At 62.0% G+C, this 20,991-nt stretch carries 12 protein-coding genes; all 12 read left to right on the top strand.

Going from position 1 to position 20,991, the window contains the following annotated elements:
- The first annotated feature begins 207 nt into the window (after nt 1-207).
- The 12 genes from uvrA (at nt 208) to HWY05_RS07050 (ending at nt 20,969) form a co-directional block, all read left to right on the top strand.
- Entirely contained in the window at nt 208-6,111 is a 5,904-nt protein-coding gene (gene uvrA, locus HWY05_RS06995) for an excinuclease ABC subunit UvrA (protein ID WP_176057880.1), read from the top strand.
- 1,092 nt (nt 6,112-7,203) lie between these two features.
- Nucleotides 7,204-7,866 carry an energy transducer TonB gene (locus HWY05_RS07000; protein ID WP_051980550.1) on the top strand — a complete coding sequence of 221 codons (663 nt, stop codon included), beginning with the start codon at nt 7,204-7,206 and terminating at the stop codon, nt 7,864-7,866.
- A gap of 76 nt (nt 7,867-7,942) precedes the next feature.
- On the top strand, nt 7,943-8,860 hold the full coding sequence (locus tag HWY05_RS07005) for a MotA/TolQ/ExbB proton channel family protein (protein ID WP_035551446.1): 918 nt from the start codon (nt 7,943-7,945) through the stop codon (nt 8,858-8,860).
- 12 nt (nt 8,861-8,872) lie between these two features.
- A complete protein-coding gene (locus tag HWY05_RS07010) occupies nt 8,873-9,295 on the top strand; it encodes a biopolymer transporter ExbD (RefSeq protein WP_035551443.1) in 423 nt (140 codons plus the stop codon).
- 64 nt (nt 9,296-9,359) lie between these two features.
- Nucleotides 9,360-9,788: a biopolymer transporter ExbD gene (locus HWY05_RS07015; RefSeq protein WP_035551441.1), complete on the top strand. Its 429-nt coding sequence runs from the start codon at nt 9,360-9,362 to the stop codon at nt 9,786-9,788.
- Between the two features lie 9 nt (nt 9,789-9,797).
- Nucleotides 9,798-11,003: a tetratricopeptide repeat protein gene (locus HWY05_RS07020; RefSeq protein WP_176057881.1), complete on the top strand. Its 1,206-nt coding sequence runs from the start codon at nt 9,798-9,800 to the stop codon at nt 11,001-11,003.
- A 304-nt stretch (nt 11,004-11,307) separates the two neighbouring features.
- On the top strand, nt 11,308-11,883 hold the full coding sequence (locus HWY05_RS07025) for a cupin domain-containing protein (RefSeq protein ID WP_035551439.1): 576 nt from the start codon (nt 11,308-11,310) through the stop codon (nt 11,881-11,883).
- Nucleotides 11,884-12,261: 378 nt separating this feature from the next.
- A complete protein-coding gene (locus tag HWY05_RS07030) occupies nt 12,262-14,997 on the top strand; it encodes a TonB-dependent receptor (RefSeq protein WP_176057882.1) in 2,736 nt (911 codons plus the stop codon).
- Between the two features lie 315 nt (nt 14,998-15,312).
- Nucleotides 15,313-17,193: an extracellular solute-binding protein gene (locus HWY05_RS07035; protein ID WP_244146542.1), complete on the top strand. Its 1,881-nt coding sequence runs from the start codon at nt 15,313-15,315 to the stop codon at nt 17,191-17,193.
- A gap of 8 nt (nt 17,194-17,201) precedes the next feature.
- Nucleotides 17,202-18,254 carry an ABC transporter permease subunit gene (locus tag HWY05_RS07040; RefSeq protein WP_176057883.1) on the top strand — a complete coding sequence of 351 codons (1,053 nt, stop codon included), beginning with the start codon at nt 17,202-17,204 and terminating at the stop codon, nt 18,252-18,254.
- Nucleotides 18,208-19,323: an ABC transporter permease gene (locus HWY05_RS07045; protein WP_035551433.1), complete on the top strand. Its 1,116-nt coding sequence runs from the start codon at nt 18,208-18,210 to the stop codon at nt 19,321-19,323. The genes HWY05_RS07040 and HWY05_RS07045 overlap by 47 nt, the downstream gene beginning before the upstream one ends.
- The gene (locus tag HWY05_RS07050) at nt 19,320-20,969 is read left to right on the top strand and encodes a dipeptide ABC transporter ATP-binding protein (RefSeq protein WP_176057884.1); all 1,650 of its coding nucleotides are present in this window, start codon (nt 19,320-19,322) and stop codon (nt 20,967-20,969) included. The genes HWY05_RS07045 and HWY05_RS07050 overlap by 4 nt, the downstream gene beginning before the upstream one ends.
- Nucleotides 20,970-20,991: the final 22 nt, after the last annotated feature.

Genomic DNA, 20,991 nt, shown 5'->3' on the forward strand with positions numbered 1-20,991 from the left:
TTCTCCGATACGTGTTTCACGACGGCACAACGCTTGCTGACCGGTTGGTCAGCCTGTTCGTGTCATGGAAAACTGTATAAATATACAGTATAGTATCCCGTTGCAACCCGGGCTTCGGCGTGTGTCCCCGCCGGCTCAACTGCACCGAACTTGCGCGGTCGCGAGGCGTCCGTGAGAGGTGGCCCACTCCTTCAAACGGTCGAAAAATTGGCATCTAACGGCATCATCCAGATTCGCGGCGCGCGCCAGCACAACCTCAAGAACGTCGATCTCGACATCCGAACCGGCGAAATGACGGTCGTCACCGGCCCGTCCGGTTCCGGCAAGTCGAGCCTCGTGTTCGACACGCTGTACGCGGAAGGGCAGCGGCGCTACGTCGAAACTTTCAGCGCCTACGCGCGGCAGTTCCTCGACCGCATGGACCGGCCGCAGGTCGACCGGGTGGACGGCGTGCCGCCCGCCATCGCGATCGACCAGACCAATCCGGTGCGCAGCTCCCGCTCCACGGTCGGCACCATGACGGAGCTCAACGACCACCTGAAGCTGCTGTACGCGCGCGCGGCGGAGTTGTTCGACCGCCAGACGTCGCTGCAGGTGCGTCACGACACGTCGGAAACCATTTACGCCGAGCTCGTCGAACGTACCGCGCAGCAGGGCGCCGAACCGCGCCTCGTGGTCACGTTCCCGGTGGAATTGCCGGAATCCGCCTCCGAGCAGGAAGTGGAGCAATGGCTGTCGGCGAGCGGCTATACGCGCGTCCAGGCGCAGCGCGAGGTGGATTCGCCCACCGGCCGGCGCAAGCTGCTCGACGTGGTGGCCGACCGCTTCCGGCTGAGTTCGGTCGACAAACAGCGGGTGGTCGAGGCGATCGAGGCGTCGCTCAAACGCGGTGGCGGGCGCGCGAATATTTACGTGCTGCCGGCCTCGTCGGAAGGGCCGGAGAGCGAAGCGGCCGAGCCGGTGATCTGGCGTTTCTCCACCGGTTTGCATAGCCCGGAAAGCGATCTGCGCTATGCCGATCCGCAGCCGGCGCTGTTCTCGTTCAACTCGGCTTACGGCGCGTGCGAAGTCTGCCGCGGGTTCGGTCGCGTGATCGGCGTCGATCTCGGGCTGGTGATTCCCGACGCGCGCAAGACGTTGAGCGAAGGCGCGATCAAGCCGATGCAAACGCCCGCGTGGAAGGAGTGCCAGGACGATCTGATGCGCTACGCGGCGAAGGCCGGCATCCGTCGCGGCACGCCGTGGGGCGAGCTGACGGACGTTGAACGCGACTGGGTCATCAACGGTTCGCCGGACTGGAACGGCAAGTGGCAAACCCATTGGTACGGCGTCAAACGCTTCTTCGAGTATCTCGAATCGAAGGCGTACAAGATGCATATCCGCGTGCTGCTGTCGAAGTACCGCAGCTATACGCCGTGCGAGACCTGCGGCGGCGCGCGGCTGAAAACGGAATCGCTGTTGTGGCGTCTCGGCAGCAAGGCGAATGCGGACCAGGTGCTGCCGGAAGGCAAGCGTTTCATGCCGCGCGGCGTCGAGTGGACCCGTCCGCAACTCGAAGCGTTGCCCGGGCTGACCGTGCACGATTTGATGTTGCTGCCGATCGAGCGCATCCGCCGTTTCTTCGACGAAATCAGCCTGCCCAGCGCGTTGCTCGACGACGCGCTCAAGCTGCTGCTCGCCGAGGTGCGCACGCGCCTCAAATATCTGTGCGACGTCGGCCTCGGGTATCTGACGCTCGACCGGCAAAGCCGCACGCTGTCGGGCGGCGAGGTGCAGCGGATCAACCTGACTACAGCGCTCGGCACGTCGCTGACCAAGACGCTGTTCGTGCTCGACGAGCCGAGCATCGGCCTGCATCCGCGCGACCTGAACCGGATCGTCGAGGCGATGCATCGGCTGCGCGACGCGGGCAATACGCTGGTGGTGGTCGAGCACGATCCGTCGGTGATGCTCGCGGCCGACCGGCTGATCGACATGGGTCCGGGGCCGGGCGAACGCGGCGGCTCGATCATTTACGACGGCGTGCCGGAGGCGATCCGTTCGTCCGGCACGCTGACCGGCGAGTACCTCGGCGGTCGCCGGCATGTGGCGGACGCGGCCCACTGGTCGCAACGTCCGGTGGATGCAAAGACGCCGCGCATCGTGCTCGAAGGCGCGACCGAACACAATCTGCGCGACGTCACGGTAGAGATTCCGTTGCAACGGCTCGTCTGCGTGACAGGCGTGTCGGGCTCCGGCAAATCCACGCTGCTGCAGGACGTGCTGTATCCGGCCATGGCGCGGCACTTCGGTCTCGCCACGGAATCGCCCGGCGCGTTCCGCAGTCTGACGGGCGCCGACCAGGTCACGGATGTCGTGTTCGTCGACCAGTCGCCGATCGGCAAGACGGCGCGCTCGAATCCGGCCAGTTATGTCGGCGCTTTCGACGAAATCCGCAAGCTGTTCTCGAAGGCGCCGCTCGCGCAGCAGCGCGGCTACGGCCCGGGCATGTTCAGCTTCAATTCCGGCGACGGGCGCTGCCCGACCTGCGGCGGCTCGGGTTTCGAGCACATTGAAATGCAGTTCCTGAGCGACGTGTACCTGCGTTGTCCGGATTGCGACGGGCGCCGTTATCGCGCCGAACTGCTCGAAGTGAAGATCGAGCGCGGCGAACCGGCGCGTGCGTTGAGCATTGCCGACGTGCTCGAATTGACCGTCAGCGAAGCCACGGCTTATTTCGCGAAAGACGCCGAAGTCCTGCGCGTGCTGCAGCCTATCGTCGACGTCGGCCTCGAATACGTGAAGCTCGGTCAACCGGTGCCCACGCTGTCCGGCGGCGAAGCGCAGCGGCTCAAGCTCGCCGGCTTCCTCGCGGAATCGGTGCAGGCGAGTACCGCGCGCAGCGCGAACAAGCCGGTCGCGAAACGTCTGTTCATGTTCGACGAACCGACCACCGGCCTGCATTTCGACGACATCGCCAAGCTGATGCAGGCGTTCGGCAAGCTGCTCGCGAGCGGCCATTCGCTGATCGTGATCGAACACAATCTCGACGTGATTCGGGCGGCCGACTGGCTGATCGATCTCGGCCCCGAAGGCGGCGACGGCGGCGGCCGCGTGCTGTGCGCGGGCACGCCGGACGAGGTCAAGCAGTGCGCGGAGTCGCACACGGGCGTAGCGCTGCTGCAATACGATCGCGCCATGGACGCGGCGGCCGAACCGGCGTCGCAAGGCATTCCGTTGCAAAAGGCGTTGAGCGCGGCGCGCGCGCGGCGGGCGATCGAAGGCGAAGACGTAGTGCGGATCGTCAACGCGCGCGAGCACAACCTGAAAGCGCTGGACGTGGACATTCCGCACGGCAAGTTCAACGTGATTACCGGCGTGTCCGGTTCGGGCAAGTCCACGCTCGCGTTCGACATTCTGTTCCACGAAGGGCAGCGCCGTTATCTCGAGTCGCTGAATGCGTATGCGCGCTCTATCGTGCAACCGGCCGGGCGGCCGGAGGTCGACGCGGTGTACGGCATTCCGCCGACCGTCGCGATCGAACAGCGGCTCTCGCGCGGCGGCCGTAAGAGCACCGTCGCGACGACCTCCGAGGTGTGGCACTTTCTGCGTCTGCTGTATGTGAAGCTCGGCTTGCAGCATTGCATTCACGACGGCACGCCGGTCACTTCGCAAAGCGTCGAATCGGTCGCGGCGCAATTGCTGCGCGATCACAAGGGCCAGCATGTCGGGTTCCTCGCGCCGCTGGTGGTGAACCGCAAGGGCGTCTATACGGATCTCGCGAAATGGGCGAAGGCGCGCGGCAATACGCATCTGCGCGTGGATGGCGAATTCGTGCCGGTGGACCCGTGGCCGAAGCTCGACCGTTTCCGCGAACACACCATCGAACTGCCGGTGACCGACCTGATCGTGTCGGCGGATCATGAAGCCGAGTTGCGTGAGGCGCTTCACCAGACGCTGGAAATCGGCAAAGGCGTGATGCATCTGCTGGCGCCGCTCGACGGTCTGCATGCCGCGATTAGCGGCGGCAAGCCGACCGCGAAGCTGGGCGCGGTGAAGGTGCTGTCCACCAAACGTGCGTGCCCGGTGTGCGGCACCAGTTATCCGGAACTCGATCCGCGCATGTTCTCGTACAACAGCAAGCATGGCTGGTGTACCACCTGCGTCGGCACGGGCCTCGAACTCACGCGTGAACAACGCGCCGCGTACGACGACACGATCGTCGCCGACGACAATCGCGGCCGCGAGCAGAGCTTGCCGTCGGAAGAGCAGGAACCGGAAGGCCTCGTCGACGAACCTTGTCACGATTGCCACGGCACGCGGTTGAATCCGACTGCGCGCGCGGTGACGTTCAACGCGCAGGCGATCGTCGACGTCGCGCAATGGACCGTGTCCGATACGCGCACGTGGATCGAGACGTTGAAAATGAGCGGGCGCGACGCGGAAATCGCGCGCGACGTGATTAGCGAAATCGGCAGCCGTCTGCAGTTTCTCGAAGAAGTCGGGCTCGGTTATCTGAGTCTGGATCGCGCGGCGCCGAGCCTGTCGGGTGGTGAGGCGCAACGAATCCGGCTGGCTGCGCAATTGGGCAGCAATCTGCAGGGCGTGTGTTACGTGCTGGATGAACCGACCATCGGTTTGCATCCGCGCGACAACCAGATTCTGCTGAACGCGCTGCGTAAGCTAGGCGATAAAGGCAATACGCTGGTGGTCGTCGAGCATGACGAAGATACGATTCGGCGTGCCGATCACATCATCGATATCGGACCGGGCGCCGGGAAACGCGGCGGCACGCTGATCGCGCAGGGGAGTGTGAGCGACCTGTCTGCGCAACCGGATTCGTTGACCGGGCAGTTTCTCGCCAATCCGATCGTGCATCCGTTGCAGCCGCGTCGCGCAGTGACGGCGGCGAGTAAGCGTGCGCCCGCGGTGCCGGAGAACTGGCTGACCGTGCGCGGTGCGAAGCTGCACAATTTGCGCGATGTCACGGTGGGTATTCCGCTGTCGAGACTGGTCGCGGTGACCGGCGTCAGCGGTTCAGGCAAGTCCACGCTTGCCCGCGACGTGCTGATGACCAATCTGCTGGATGCGGTCGGGCGCTCGGTGCTGTCGTCGCCGGCCACGCGGCGGGCGCGCGCGGCGGCGGAAGATAAACCGGCGGCGAACCGTCGTTCGAGCGTGCTGGCGCGCTCGGCGCCGCGTGCGCCGTTGGACGTTACGCATGCGTGGCAAGGCTGCGATTCGATCACCGGATGGGAAACCATCGACCGTGTGCTCGAGGTCGATCAAACGCCGATCGGCAAGACGCCGCGTTCGTGTCCGGCCACGTATATCGGCGTGTGGGATGCGATCCGCAAGCTGTTCGCGGGCACGCTCGAAGCGCGTGCGCGTGGCTATACGGCCTCGCGTTTCTCGTTCAATACCGGCGAGGGGCGCTGTCCCGCTTGCGAGGGGCAGGGCGTGCGCACCATCGGCATGAGCTTTCTGCCCGACGTGAAAGTGGGTTGCGACGTGTGCCATGGGCAGCGCTTCAATCCCGAGACGCTCGCGGTCACGTGGCGCGGCAAGAATATCGGCGACGTGCTGACCATGGAAATCGACGAGGCCGTCGAGTTCTTCGCGCCGATCTCGAACATCGCGCATCCATTGCAATTGATGAAAGACGTCGGGCTTGGGTATCTCACGCTCGGTCAGCCGTCGCCCACGTTGTCGGGTGGCGAAGCGCAGCGGATCAAGCTCGTGACCGAGTTGAGCAAGGTGCGCGATGACATCACTCGGCGCGGGCAGAAGCCGCCGCATACGCTGTACGTGCTCGACGAGCCGACGGTCGGCCTGCATATGGCCGACGTCGCGAAGCTGATCCGCGTGCTGCATCGTCTCGCGGACGGCGGGCATAGCGTTGTGGTGATCGAGCACGATCTGGACGTGATCGCCGAGGCAGACTGGATCATCGATCTGGGTCCGGAAGGCGGCGTGGGCGGCGGCAGCATTGTCGCTGCCACGGATCCCGAAGGGCTGGTGCGCGTCGCGGCCAGTCATACCGGCGTGGCCTTGCGGCCTGTTCTTGCCCGGACGCAGACACAGACGCAGCACAACACGGCGATCGCGGCGGGCGAAGGGACGAACGGTTGAGGTGGTGGGGCGGCAGGGCGACGTAATGGGTCGTTGCCGCCCTGTTTCGACAGCTAGACCCGTGCGTCTGGTATTGCGGTGTCAACCTGTCTGAAACGCTGCGCGTGATGTTGGTGGCAATAGTTGCAACCAGTGAATATTAATAGTCGCAACCCGCTGGATATTAATAGTTGCAACCCGCGGACATTAACTGCGCGCTATTATTTTGACTGTTAGCTTTATGTAATTTATTGGAGTGTATTTGTAATAAAACAAAAGACGCCAGCCAGATGCGCATTTAGAGTGTCGTAAATACCGCTAAAAAGTTTTTTCAAACACGCTTTTCCTTCTGCTATCTTCTCGCCTTCGGCCGCGGTCTCGTTCCGGCGCCGATCATCACGTTGACCCTGCTGTTTCCGCTCCGCTCCGGCTGCCTGCAGCCACCGCGGAAAGCCCGCCTGGAAGGCGTTTCGCCTTGCCGCGGACTGGCTTCGTGAACCGCTCGAGTGTCCGTTGGTGCGCCCCGCATGAGCGGCGGCATCCTCAATGCTGGGTCGCGACAGGCGATTCGGCATCTGTTCGACATACGCTTATTCTTTTAAAGCGTCGCGAATACGGCATTAGTTAGAGGCTTCTCTCTAAACTTAGTATGCTCCCATCAAAAAAAGTTTGACCGCGCATTTTTTGTCCTGCTATCGTTGCCTCCCATGAAACGCATGTGACGTTGGCGCAAAAAGTTCCAGGCACTACCGCGGACCCTGCCCAATTCGTCACCGGCGTTGGATGCGAAAGAGAAATCCGCGGGACGAAATTAATCTATTAGTAGTTCTACTTAGACTAAGCGATCAGTGTCGCGGGACTTGTTGCGGCTGTTTCTCATGGCTGCACGTGTCGTCGAATCGGAGCTGGAAAGCACGGCAGTCGTTTTGCACTGCAAAACAAACCACTGCCCGATCAACGGGCTCGGCTGAAGTGGACGTTGTTTGCAGTTCCCCGAGGGCAATCCCTTCGGGCGTCATAAGCGCACTGCAGTTACAGAAATGGACGGTTCACGCCGGAGGAGTAAAGGTGGGTACGAAAGTTGAAGGACAATTTCCGGCAGCAGCGGCCCGGATGCAGAGGCCAGGACGACCCCGCGAGTTCGGGCGCAAGCAGCAAAACCCAGTACGCCGCTACGGCGGTATCGCAGCCGTTCTGCTCCTGCACGTCGTGCTGATTTATGCACTCGTCAACGGCCTTGCCACCAAGGTCGTGCAGGTCATCCAGCATCCCATTGAAACGAAGATCATCGAGCCGGTGAAACCGCCGCCGCCGCCGCCGTTGCCGACCGTGGAGTTGCCGCCGCCGAAATTTGCGCCGCCGCCGCCGCCGTTCGTGCCGCCGCCGGAAGTGCAGGTGCAGACGCCGCCGCAGCAGACCATCACGCACCAGTCCGCACCGGTCGTGTCGGCGCCGGCTGTGGCAGCACCGGTGGTTGCGCCGCCCGCGCCGACCAAGCCGGTCAGCACGGAAGTTGGCGTGGTGTGCCCGAATTCGGATCAGATTCGCTCGTCGATTCATTACCCGAAAGAGGCGCAGGAAAACAACGTCACGGGTGATGTGCTGATCGAGTTCGTGGTCGACCCGCAAGGCCACATCACGAATGAGCGTGTTGCCAAGTCGTCGGAAGATTCTTCACTGGATCGCGCTGCGTTCAACGCGGTCAAGCAGTTCACGTGCGTTTCCCAAGGCCAGGCTGTCCGTGTGCAAGTTCCGTTCTCGTTTAACCTGAACTGAGTGCACAGGCTGTTCGGTACCGGTAGCGATTTGTCAGTCTTGGTTTAGAAGTTGTACTAATGAACATGGAGCAGGCATGAAGAAGCGTACTCTCGCCGCATTGGCGGCAACCCTGTTGTTCGCCGTAACCACGGTGGATACCTTTGTAGCACCGCATATGGCTAATGCACAGGCTAGCGACGCCACCGCGTCGGCAGCCGCCGCACCGGCTTCGGCCGCCGCCACCGCTACGCCGCAAACGGCCTCGGCCGCCGACGACGCCGTGCCGCCGCCGCAGCCCGCCGCGTCCGAAACCGTCAACAACCCGTACGGCCTCGGCGCGCTGTGGAAGAACGGCGACTTCGTCGCACGCTTCGTGCTGATCCTGCTGGTGCTGATGTCGATGGGCAGCTGGTACATCATGATCACCAAGTTCTTCGAGCAGTTCCGTGCGAACCGCCGTGCGAAGAGCGCCGACGAACAACTGTGGACCGCACCGTCGCTGGTTGAAGGCGCGAAGCTGCTCGACGAAGGCTCGCCGTTCCGTTTCATCGCCGAAACCGCGATCGAAGCCGGCGAACATCACGACGAAGCGCTGCTCGAAGCAGTGGACCGCAACACGTGGATCGACACTTCGGTCGAACGTGCGATCACCAACGTGTCGAATCGTCTGCAAGACGGTCTGGCGTTCCTCGGTACGGTCGGCTCGACGGCTCCGTTCGTCGGTCTGTTCGGTACGGTGTGGGGGATTTATCACGCGCTGACGGCGATCGGTATTGCCGGCCAGGCGTCGATCGACAAGGTCGCAGGCCCGGTGGGTGAAGCGCTGATCATGACCGCAATCGGTCTGGCAGTGGCAGTGCCCGCCGTGCTCGGCTACAACTTCCTGGTTCGCCGCAACAAGTCGGTGATGGAGCGTGTGCGTGGATTCGGCGCACAACTGCACACCGTCCTGCTGGCAGGCAGCCGCCGCTCGGCGCGCGCCACGGCGCGTGAAGCCTCGCTGGCCCAATAAGCGGAGTCCGTCATGGCAATGAGCGTCGGGCAGGACGACAACGACGAGGTCATCTCCAGTATCAACACTACGCCGCTCGTCGACGTGATGCTGGTTCTGCTGATCATCTTTCTGATCACGATTCCGGTGGTCACGCACACGGTGCCGGTGCAGTTGCCGAAGGAAACGATCCAGCCGCTGCAGACCACGCCGAAGAGCATCGTCATCGCGGTCAACAAGGATGGCGACTTCTTCTGGAACGAGAAGCAGGTCGATGCGCCGACGCTGCTGGCACGACTGAAGACCGTGTCGGTGCAGACACCGCAGCCGGAAGTGCATGTTCGTGGCGATCAGTTGACGCGCTACGAATTCATCGGCCGCGTGATCACCGAGTGCGAACGCGCCGGTATCGCCAAGGTTTCGTTTATCACGGAGCCGCCGGCGCGCGGCGGCTAGGTTTGTATGGGACCGGACCCAGCGCTAAAGCGCCAGGTCCGGTCGACAGGAGTAGGAGTCGACAATGGGAATGAACGTATCGTCGGGCGGCGGCAGCGAGCCGGATGTGATGGTCGACATCAACACCACGCCGCTGATCGACGTGATGCTGGTGCTGCTGATCATGCTGATCATCACGATCCCTATCCAGACGCACGCGATCAAGATGAATCTGCCGGTCGGCAACCCGCCGCCGCCGATCACGCAGCCGGAAGTCGTGCAGATCGATATCGATTTCGACGGCACCACGACCTGGAATGGTCAACCGGTGCCGGACCGCGCCGCACTCGAATCGCGGCTCGCTCAGGTAGCGGCGGAACCGGTGCAGGCGGAAATTCATCTGCGGCCCAACAAGCTGGTGCCGTACAAGGATGTCGCGGCCGTGATGGCGTCCGCGCAGCGACTGGGCGCGACGAAAATCGGCCTGATCGGCAATGAGCAGTACATGCAATAGGAAAGGGCAATGCTAACGATCCATCAACGGTTCAAGCGCGCTGTGATTGCGGCCGCTGTCGGCGGACTGTCCGCGCTCACGATGCTGCCGCTCGCCGCTCATGCGGCGGACACCTTGCGGCCGGATGTGGCGAAGCCGCTGAACGCCGCGCAGGATCTGTATCGCGCGCACAAGTACAAGGACGCGTTGACGAAGATCGATCAGGCGGCCGCGGTGCCTGGCAAGACGCCGTATGAAAGCACCATGATCGAAGAGATGCGTGGTGCGGCCGCGGCGGCCGCCGGTGAATCCGGTATCGCCGCGCAATCGTACGAAACGCTGCTCAGCTCCGGCAAATTGAGCGGCGCGGACGAGCAACGTACGACCGCGGCGCTCGCGGGCATCTATTTCCAGCAGAAGAACTACGCGCAAGCGGCCAAGGTCGCGCAGCGTTATCTGAAAGCGGGTGGCGGCGATCCCGACATGCGCGTCCTGCTGGTTCAGTCCTACTACCTGTCGAACGATTGCGCGAGCGTGGTCAGTTTGCTGAAACCGGGCATCGACGCGCAGGCGCGCGCCGGTCACGCACCGGACGAGTCGCAACTGCAATTGCTCGGCACCTGTGCGCAGCGTGTGAAGGACGACGCAACCTATCGCGGCGCGCTTGAAAAACTGGTTGCCTATCATCCGAAGCAGTCATATTGGGATGACATGTTCGCGGCGATTCGCAATAAGCCCGGCTATTCGTCGGCGCTCGATATCGACACGTATCGCCTGCGTCGCGCCACCGGCTCGTTGTCCACCGCCGACGACTACATGGAGATGACCCAACTCGCCATCGTTGCGGGCACAACCGCCGAAGGCAAGCAGGTGATCGACCAGGGCTTTACGTCCGGCGTGCTGGGACACGATGCGCAGGCGGATCGCGAGAAGCGCCTGCAGGCACTCGCGGCGAAACGCGCGCAAGCGCCCGCCGACCCGGCCAACCCGGTCTCGCCGGTGAATGCCGGCTTTAACCAGGTGTTCGCGGGGCAGGTCAAGCAAGGTCTCGCCGCCATGGACGCCGCCATCGCGAAGGGCGGTCTCGACCACCCGGATCAGGCGCAACTGCATCTCGGCGTGGCGTACTACGTCGCGGGCGATAAAGCGCGGGCGTTGCAGACTTTCCGTACCGTGAAGGGCACAGACGGCTCGGCCGACCTCGCCCGTTTGTGGGTGCTGGTGGCGTCGAAGTAAGAAGCTGTTTTTTGCCGCCGTGTTTGATCAGGCGACGCGCGCTCGAATTAATCCTCTAGCAGTTCCGGGGAGGCGCGCTCGCCGTGTAGTGTCCACGCGCTCGCCGCTGCCTGGACAAGGTTGAACGCGCAACCAGCGCGGGGCTTACGGAGAGCATGGACGTCTCAGGTCAACCAACCTGATAGAGCGTTTCGTGGCGGCATCTCATCACGCTTACCCAGCGTGCTTCACGGAGAGTGTTGCAAATCATGGAACTTAATTAGCTTCTATCAAACTATTTTTGACTACGGGATTCTGTCTTGCTATGGTTTTGCCACTCGATAACAAGGCACAGGTAGCGGTCTCAATAGGAAGCAAAATCCGCGCGCTTCGCCAACGGCTCAAGCGCACGCTGGATGAAGTGGCAAAGACTGCGGGTATTTCCAAACCCTTTCTGTCGCAGGTGGAGCGTGGTCATGCAACACCTTCGATCACGTCGTTAGTAGGTATTGCACGCGCATTAGGCGTCACGGTGCAGTACTTCGTCGACACGCCGACCGAAGACCGGTCGGTGCGCAGGGGCAACGAATTGAAGTACTTCGGCTTCGACGGAAGCGCGAATATTTTTGGACGGCTGACGAACCTGTCGGTCGGCAGCAAGCTGGAAGTCATTCTCGTCAGAATGCCGGTGGGTCAGCACCCGTCGGAGGTCACGACGCACGCAGGGGAAGAGTTTCTGTATGTGATGAGCGGCGAGATATCGCTCACATTGGAAGGTACGACGTTCGTGTTGCAGGCTGGTGACACCGCGCATTACGAGTCCACTGTGCCGCATGCCTGGGCCAATACCGCCGGAGAAGAAGCGGTACTCGTGTGGGTAGGCACACCGCGGTTGTTCTAGTGCTGCACTCGGAGTTTCTCGCGAAATCAGTCGATTCATATCTGTAAGCATGACTTAAGTTTGGAAGGGTTGTTCGGGCGGGTTAAACCACCTGTCATCCCCGTATAGGTTGTACGACATAAGAAGTGAAAACAATTAGAAAGCGCTGCGCATTTCGTTTGTAATAATTTGGTAGTCCAAAATTGACTTATTTGAAGTACTCCGCCTGTCTGGCTGAACTTGCGGTGCCGGCATGTCTTCGCCGGTTAGAGAAGCCTTGAAGAGAGTGGAGTGGCTTTAACGGAGCGCGGCGCAAGATCGCCGTATATCGAGTAGAGAGATTCACAAGATCTCTCTCACATACAGCTGTGGCCTTACTGACGAGCGAGAAGGGGAAAAATGAAACAACGGGCATTGGCGCTGGCCATCAAAAGAATAATCTGGGCTGAACTGGCATTGACGGCCGCAATCGCCGTACCGGCGTTCGCACAAAGCCAGCCGGCCACGACGGGTGCGGCAGCAGGCGCAACGACTACGGAAAGCACGCCGGCTACGCCCGCGGCTGCCGCGTCGGGCGCCGCTGCGACACCGTCGGCGAATACCGCCGCGCCTGCCGCGGGTAAGGGCAACGTCCAGCAACTGAAGCGGTTCGAAGTTACCGGTTCGCTGATCCGGAGTTCCGACAAGGTCGGCTTCAATCAGGTGCAGACGGTTACGCAAAAGGACATTCTGAATAGCGGCGCCACGACGGTCGCCGACTTTCTGCGCGACACCTCGGCCAACTCGGCGAATAGCTGGAGCGAAGGCCAGTCCGGCAACTTCGCTGCAGGCGCTGCGGGTATCGCACTGCGCGGTCTGAGCGAAAAATACACGCTGGTACTGGTGGACGGACAACGTGTCGCGCCGTTCGCGTTCTTCTCGAACAGCGTCGACTCGTTCTTCGACTTGAACACGCTGCCGCTGAACGACATCGACCGGATTGAAATCGTCAAGACCGGCGCTGTGTCGCAATACGGCTCGGACGCTGTCGCAGGCGTGGTCAACATCATCACGAAGCACGACTTCCAGGGTCTGCAACTCGACGGCAGCTACGGCAGCGCGATCAACGGCGGCGGCGGCGCCGGCACGACCAAGTTCGGCGTGCTGGGCGGTTTCGGCGACCTGAACTCCGATCGTTTCAACGTGACGGCCGCTGCGAGCTATTACAAGTCGAACGGCTTTACGCTGGCCGACCGTGACTCGACGCGCAACCAGGACTTCACGAATCAGCCGGGCGGCTTCTCGCTGCTCGCACCGTCGTACTGGAATACGCCCGGTGGCCCGCAGGCGCTGAGCGGTTGCGGGTTCGGCGGCTCGGTGCACCCTTCGGCCACCAACTCGCTGACGGCGGGACAGCCGGGCACGGTGTGCGGCTATAACACCGCGGAAGGCACGTCGATCGCGCCGATGATGGAGCGCTTCAACGCCAAGGTTCACGCCGACTTCAAGATCAACGATCAGACGACCGCCTTCGGCGACTTCCTGATCAGCAGCAACACGACCACCACGAATGACGGTCTGTGGGGCAACGTGGTCGGCAATCCGCAGAATCCGACGCTGGTCATGAACCCGCAGACGAAGCTGCTCACGCCGTTCAACATCAACGTGCCGGCGGGCAGCCCGTACAACCCGTACGGCGTGGATACGCCGCTTACGTACGCGTTCCCGAACACGGTGTCGGAAAAGACGTATGCCACTTACTGGCGCGCGTCGACCGGTCTCAAGGGCTCGTTCGGTCTGCCGAACGGCGATTGGGATTGGGCAACGTCGGTCAGCCACTCGCAAAGCACGGTTTCGAACACGTACACGAACCAGCTGAACGCGAATGCACTGGCCAACATCTACCAGAACGGTACGTTCGACTTCGCGAATCCGTCGGCGACGCCTAATGGCTTGAACGGTCTGTATCAGGACGCGAACAACCTGGCGATCTCGAAGCTCGACACGGTTGATGCGACGCTGTCCACGCCGACGCTGTTCCATCTGCCGGCCGGCGATGTGGGCTTCGGTATGGGCGCGCAGTTCACGCACCAGAGCGAAGTGATGAACCCGGGCGCCGCGTTTGCAACGGGCGAGGTCATCAACCCGAATCTGCAGACGGTGAACGGTCAGCGTAACGTGGCGGCCGTGTACTACCAGGTCGACATTCCGATCATCCACAACCTGACGTTCAGCCAGTCGGGCCGTTACGACCACTACAGCGATGTGGGTGGTGCGTTCTCGCCGCGCTTCGCGTTGCGCTACCAGCCGGTGCAGGCTTTGACGATGTACACGTCGTACAGCCGCGGCTTCCGTGCGCCGACGTTCGTGGAAAACAGCAAGTCGCAAACGCTGGGTATCCAGGTGGACCAGGCATCGGGCCAGAACTACACGTCGATCACCGAGGGCAATCCGAATCTCGCCCCGGAACGTACGCGTAACCTGAACATCGGCTTCCAGTTGGCGCCGACCCGCACGACCGACATCGGCTTCGACTGGTACAAGATTCGCGTGGATAACGTGATCGGCCAGGGCTCGCCGTCGCAGACCGTGCTCGATGCCAACGGCAACCTGCTGTACAAGGTCATTCCGTACGCGAACCTGGGTTACCTCGACACGAATGGCTTTGAAGGTACGTTCCGCCAGGCACTGCCGACCACGACTGCGGGTACGTTCACCCTGTCGGGCGACTGGGCTTACGTGAACAGCTTCAAGATCGGCAGCCCGGGTAAGGCGCCGGTCAACGGTGCGGGTAACAACTACACCCTCACGCAACCGTTCGGCGGCAGCTTCCCGCGCTGGAAGGGCAACACCACTGTGGACTGGTCGTACCACAAGTTCGACGCGGCGCTCACGTGGCAGTTCACGGGTCCGTACGCACAGAACCTGTCGCCGGCCACGAGCAAAGTGGGTTCGTACAGCCAGTTCAACCTGATGGTGACGTACACGGGCTTCAAGCACTGGACGATCTTCGGCGGCATCGACAACATCTTCAATCGCACGCCTCCGTATGATCCGATCTTCGCGAACGGCACGCTGGATCAGAATGGTTACGACCAATCGATCTATTCGTACATCGGCCGCTTTGCACAGGTTGGCGCGACGTACAAGTTCTGATGTCTGAGCGATCAGGCTGAAGAATCATGAAGGATCTGCCGCTCCGGTTTCTTGCAGTCAAGGAACCGGAGCGGGTTGTTCTGGTCGAGTACTTTTCTTGCGACGACGGTGCATACGGGCTGTCGTTGCAACGGATCGACTCGCACCGGCAATGGCGACCGGCTGTTGCCGGGTCGCGGGTTGAATCGCGTTCGGGCCACAAGCCGGTGCGCACTGTATGGGCTGACGAAAAGAATGATGAAAACCGGACTGCTGCGCCTGCACGACGCATTAGGCTGTTCACTCGTCGCGATGCGCCGCGCCGCACGCGTGTCAATGACGACTGCACTAGCCAATGGCACATTCGGCGCTTTGGTCGTGCTCGCTGCGATCCCGCACGTGGCGCAGGCGAAACCGTCGATCGCGCAATACGATCAGCCGAAATACCCCGACAATTTCACGCACTTCGACTACGCGAATCCTGACGCGCCGACCAAAGGTTCGCTCAGTTTCGAGAACTACAACGAACTGCAAAGCTACGATTCGCTGAATCCGTTTCTGTTACGCGGCGCCCCTGCGCCCGACATTCAGAACCTGATGTTCGACACGCTGATGCAGCGTAGCTGGGACGAACTCGCGTCCGAATACCCGCTGATCGCGGACAACGTCGACGTTGCCGCGGACCTCAGCTCCGCGACCTTCCATATCAATCCCGCCGCGCGCTTTTCCAACGGCGACCCGATCACGGCCGCCGACGTCAAATATTCGTTCGACACGTTGACGAGCTCGCACGCTTCACCGGTTTTCAACGCGCAGTTCTCGGTGATCAAAAGCGCGACGGTGATCGATAAGAACACGATCCGTTTCGACTTCAAACACGCCGAGCGCGACGCGCCGCTGATTGCCGGCGATCTGCCGATCTTCTCGCCGAAGTGGGGCATGCAGGCCGACGGCAAACGCCCGCCGTTCGACCAGATCGCGACCCAGCCGCCGATCAGCAGCGGCCCTTATCTGATCGAATACCGCAAGAACGACAAGCAGATTTCGTATCGCCGCAATCCTGACTACTGGGCGGCGAATCTGCCGTCGCGGCGTGGCATGTTCCGTTTCGAGCGCATCACGTTCAAGCTGTACCGCGACCATTACACGCAACTCGAAGCCTTCAAGGCCGGCGACGCCGACGCGATCGTCGAGTACAGCGCCACTCAATGGGCACGCAAATACGTCGGCAAGAACTTCGACAACGGCTTGTTGAAGAAGGGCGATTTCAGCGACGGTCCCGCGCAGATGCAGGGCATGCTGATGAATCTGCGCAAGCCGATGTTCAAGGATCCGCGCGTGCGTCAGGCGCTGACCATGGCGCTGGACTACGACTGGATGAACCGGATGATGTTCTACGGTCAGTACCGGCGCACCAACAGCTATTTCGAAGCGAGCCCATTCGGCGCGACCGGTATGCCGGGCCCGAAGGAACTGGCCTTGCTCGAACCGCTGAAGGGCGAAGTGCCGCCCGAAGTATTCGGCCCGATGCTCAAGCAGCCGGACACGATTCCGCCGAACTCGCTGCGCGGCAATCTGCGCGCCGCACGCGATCTGCTCGCGCAAGCCGGTTGGCACTATCGCGACGGCGCGTTGCGCGACGAGAACGGCACGCCGATGGTGATCGAGGTGATGGACGACCAGCCCGGCATGGACCGCCTGATCCTGCCGTATATGCAGGCGCTCAGCACGCTCGGCATTCAGGCGCATATGCGTGAGATCGACAGCGCGTTGTACGAGAAGCGGCTCAACAACTTCGAGTACGACATGACCACGTTCATCTATCCGCCGGTGACGATTCCGGGCGCGGAACTGACGCGCCGTTTCGGCAGCGCGGCCGCGTCGGAAATCGGCTCCGAGAACTATCCGGGCATTCGTTCGAAAGCCGTCGATTCGCTGATTCACGCTGCGCTGTCCGCCGACAATCTCGACGATCTGGAAGCCGCGACCAAGGCCCTGGATCGCGTCCTGATCTATTCGTTCTATCTGGTGCCCGAGTACTACTCGCCAGGCGCGCGAATCGGCTACAAGACCACGCTCGGCTTTCCGAAGACCGTGCCGATGTCGTACCAGTACGAAGACTGGGTGATCAACTACTGGTACGTCAAAGCCCCGACCACCCAGTCCGCTTCAAACAACACCGCTGCCACCGCTGCATCAGCGGCCACGGCCCACTGAGGACCCGCATGCTTGCCTACATTCTCAGACGATTGCTTTTGATGGTGCCGACGCTGCTCGGCGTCGTCACGCTGACCTTTGTCGTCACGCAGTTCGTGCCGGGTGGGCCGGTCGAACAGGTGATGACGCAACTCCGCCACGGCACTGGCCGTGGCGGAGAGGCGGGGGCAGGGGGCGGCGGTTATCACGGCAGCCAGGGCGTCGATCCGCAACAGATCGAGCAGATCAAGAAGCAGTTCGGCTTCGATAAGCCGCCGCTCGAACGTTATCTGCTGATGCTCAAGCACTACGCGACTTTCGATCTCGGCCAGTCCTACTACGAGCACGAAAGCGTCTGGGGCGTGATCCGCGCCAAACTGCCCGTGTCGATCACGCTCGGGTTGTGGACGGTGATGCTCACGTATCTGATATCGGTGCCGTTGGGGATCTCGAAAGCGATTCGCAACGGCTCGCGCTTCGACACGGTGACGAGCGTGCTGGTGCTCGCCGGTTACGCGATTCCCGGCTTCGTGCTCGGCGTGCTGCTGCTGATGCTGTTCGGCGGCGGCACCTTCTGGCAGGTATTTCCGATGCGCGGCCTCACCTCGGATAACTTCAGCGACCTCAGTACCTTCGGCAAAGTACTCGACTATCTGTGGCACATCGTGCTGCCGGTCACGGCTTCAGTGGTCGGCAACTTCGCGATCGTCACGATCCTGACCAAGAACACCTTTCTCGAAGAAATCGGCCGTCAATACGTATTGACCGCGCGCGCCAAGGGCGCGCCGGAGCGCGACGTGTTGTGGAAACACGTGCTGCGCAATGCCGCGATTCCGCTGCTGACCGGTTTGCCGGCGGCCTTCGTCGGTGCGTTTCTGAACGGCAATCTGCTGATCGAAACATTGTTCTCGCTCGATGGCATGGGCCAACTGTCGTACGACTCGGTGATCCGCCGTGATTACCCCGTCGTACTCGGTTCGCTGTTCCTGTTCACGCTGATCGCCCTCGTAACCAAACTTATCGCAGACGTCTGCTATGTCCTCGTCGACCCCCGCATCCAATTCAACCGCCTGGACCGCTGACATGTCCGGTGCGGCGCACGCGGCGTCACCGTCTCCTTGGCGGCGTACGTGGCAGCGCTTCAAGCGGCAGCGTCTCGGCTACTGGAGCCTCGTGATCTTCGTGACGCTGTTCGTCATCAGTCTGTTCGGCGAGGTGCTGTCCAACGACCGGCCGCTGATGGTGCGTTACGACGGCCATTACTACTTTCCGATCGTGAAGGATTATTCGGAAAGGTTGTTTGGCGGCGATTTCCCGGCCAAGGCGAACTACCTCGATCCGTATATCCGCTCGCGGCTCGAATCGAACGGTAACTTCGCGATCTATCCGCCGAATCACTTCAACTACGACACGATCGACTACTTCGCCGCGAATCCGTATCCGGCACCGCCGACCTCGTCGAACTGGCTCGGCACGGATCAGTTCGGCCGCGACGTGCTGGCGCGGCTGCTGTACGGCTTCCGTCTGTCGGTGCTGATGGCGCTGGCGTTGACGGTGTCCGGCGTGGCGATCGGCGTTTTGACGGGCGCGGTGCAGGGCTTCTACGGCGGGCGCACCGATCTGATCGGCCAGCGCCTGATCGAAATCTGGAGTTCGATGCCGGACCTGTATCTGCTGATCATCTTCGCGTCGATTTTCGAACCGACGCTGTGGCTGCTGTTCATTCTGCTGTCCATGTTCGGCTGGCTCGTGCTGTCCGACTACGTCCGCGCCGAATTCCTGCGCAACCGTTCGCTCGATTACGTCAAAGCGGCGCGCACGATGGGGCTGTCGAACTGGCAGATCATGTGGCGCCACGTGTTGCCGAACAGCCTGACGCCGGTCATCACGTTCCTGCCGTTCCGCATGAGCGCGGCGATTCTGTCGCTGACCAGTCTGGACTTTCTGGGTCTCGGCGTGCCGCCGCCGACGCCGAGCCTCGGCGAGTTGCTGCAGGAGGGCAAGAACAATCTCGACGCATGGTGGATCTCGGTGTCGGCGTTTGCTGCGCTGGTGATCACGCTGTTGCTGCTGACCTTCATGGGCGACGCTTTGCGTAACGCGCTCGATACCCGTTCGCGTGGTTCCGCTTTCGGTGGAGGTCCGCGATGAGCGCCAGACAGAGTCCCGGTAACGTGCAAAACGGCCGGCCCTTGCTGGAAATCGACCGCTTTTCCGTCAAGTTCGGCGACAAGATCGCCGTGCATGAACTCAGTCTCTCGATCGCGCGCGGCGAGCGTGTCGCGCTGGTCGGCGAATCCGGTTCGGGCAAGAGCGTCACCGCGTTGTCGATTCTGCGTCTGGTCGAACATGCTGAACTGAGCGGCCGCATGCTGCTCGACGGTGAGGACCTGTTGCAGAAAACCGAGCAGCAGATGCGTGGTCTGCGCGGCGCCGATGTGGCGATGGTGTTTCAGGAGCCGATGACCGCGCTCAATCCGCTCTTCACGATCGGCAAGCAGATTGCCGAGAGCCTGCGTTTGCACGAAGGCTTGCGGCCCAATGCGGCGCGTCAGCGCGGCATCGAACTGCTTCGCCGCACGGGCATTCCCGAGCCGGAACGGCGCATCGACAGCTTTCCGCACCAACTGTCCGGCGGGCAGCGTCAGCGCGCGATGATTGCCATGGCGCTCGCGTGTCGTCCGCGTTTGCTGCTGGCCGACGAACCGACCACCGCACTCGACGTCACCGTGCGTCAGCAGATCGTCGATCTGTTGATCTCGTTGCAGGAGCAGGAAGCGGCGGAACGCGGCATGGCCGTGCTGCTGATTACGCACGATCTGAATCTGGTGAAGCGTTTCGCGCAGCGTGTCGCGGTGATGGAAAAGGGCGTACTGGTCGAAACCAATACGACCGAAGCGCTGTTCTCCCATCCGCAGCATCCGTACACGCGGCGCCTGCTGGACAGCGAACCGCAGCGCGCGGTCGAGCCGGTCGAGCCGGGCGCACCGCGCCTGCTCGAAGTGCAGGGGCTCGCGGTCGACTACAGCATGTCTGCGAAAGGTTGGCGTTCGCTGTTCGGCCGCTCGACGTTCCGCGCGGTGCAGGACGTCGATCTGAGCGTGCGGCGCGGTGAAACGCTCGGCATTGTGGGTGAATCCGGCTCCGGCAAGTCGACGCTCGCGGCAACCGTGCTCGGTCTGCAGCGACCGGCGGCCGGCGCGATTCATATCGACGGTTTGCCGCTCGCCTCGCTGAAGACCGCGAAATCGCGCCGTGCGCTCTATGCGCGCATGCAGGTCGTGTTTCAGGACCCGTTCGGCTCGCTGTCGCCGCGTATGACGGTCGAGCAGATCATCGGCGAAGGTCTGGTCATGCATAGTCCGGAACTCGATGCGAAAGCGCGGCGCGCGCGCATCGGCGGCTTGCTCGAAGAAGTCGGCATGCCCGCGGACGCGATGCTGCGCTATCCGCACGAGTTTTCCGGCGGCCAGCGTCAGCGGATCGCGATTGCCCGCGCGCTGGCTGTCGAGCCGGAACTGCTGGTGCTCGACGAGCCGACCAGCGCGCTCGACGTGTCGATCCAGAAACAGGTGCTGAATCTACTGACAAATCTGCAGAAAAAGTACAAGCTTAGCTATTTGTTCATTACGCACGATCTGGCGGTGATGCGCGCCATGGCGCACCGCGTGATCGTGATGAAGTCGGGCCGCATTGTCGAAGCGGGCGACACGCTCGACGTGCTGCATGCCCCGTCGCATCCTTACACGCAGTCGCTGCTGGCCTCATCCATGATCGTGCCGGAGCCGACCGCCTGATCGCTTTCCACGAGATCTACGA

It is taken from the genome of Paraburkholderia sp. BCC1876, from assembly GCF_902833695.1.
Classification (GTDB): domain Bacteria; phylum Pseudomonadota; class Gammaproteobacteria; order Burkholderiales; family Burkholderiaceae; genus Paraburkholderia.

Bases quoted from the DNA above. Each gene is read 5' to 3' on its own strand.
- HWY05_RS07040 (WP_176057883.1), top strand. From the start codon at position 17,202: ATGCTTGCCTACATTCTCAGACGATTGCTTTTGATGGTGCCGACGCTG.
- HWY05_RS07020 (WP_176057881.1), top strand. From the start codon at position 9,798: ATGCTAACGATCCATCAACGGTTCAAGCGCGCTGTGATTGCGGCCGCT.
- HWY05_RS07030 (WP_176057882.1), top strand. From the start codon at position 12,262: ATGAAACAACGGGCATTGGCGCTGGCCATCAAAAGAATAATCTGGGCT.
- HWY05_RS07050 (WP_176057884.1), top strand. From the start codon at position 19,320: ATGAGCGCCAGACAGAGTCCCGGTAACGTGCAAAACGGCCGGCCCTTG.
- HWY05_RS07045 (WP_035551433.1), top strand. From the start codon at position 18,208: ATGTCCTCGTCGACCCCCGCATCCAATTCAACCGCCTGGACCGCTGAC.
- HWY05_RS07025 (WP_035551439.1), top strand. From the start codon at position 11,308: ATGGTTTTGCCACTCGATAACAAGGCACAGGTAGCGGTCTCAATAGGA.
- HWY05_RS07000 (WP_051980550.1), top strand. From the start codon at position 7,204: ATGCAGAGGCCAGGACGACCCCGCGAGTTCGGGCGCAAGCAGCAAAAC.
- HWY05_RS07015 (WP_035551441.1), top strand. From the start codon at position 9,360: ATGGGAATGAACGTATCGTCGGGCGGCGGCAGCGAGCCGGATGTGATG.
- HWY05_RS07010 (WP_035551443.1), top strand. From the start codon at position 8,873: ATGGCAATGAGCGTCGGGCAGGACGACAACGACGAGGTCATCTCCAGT.
- HWY05_RS07005 (WP_035551446.1), top strand. From the start codon at position 7,943: ATGAAGAAGCGTACTCTCGCCGCATTGGCGGCAACCCTGTTGTTCGCC.
- HWY05_RS07035 (WP_244146542.1), top strand. From the start codon at position 15,313: ATGACGACTGCACTAGCCAATGGCACATTCGGCGCTTTGGTCGTGCTC.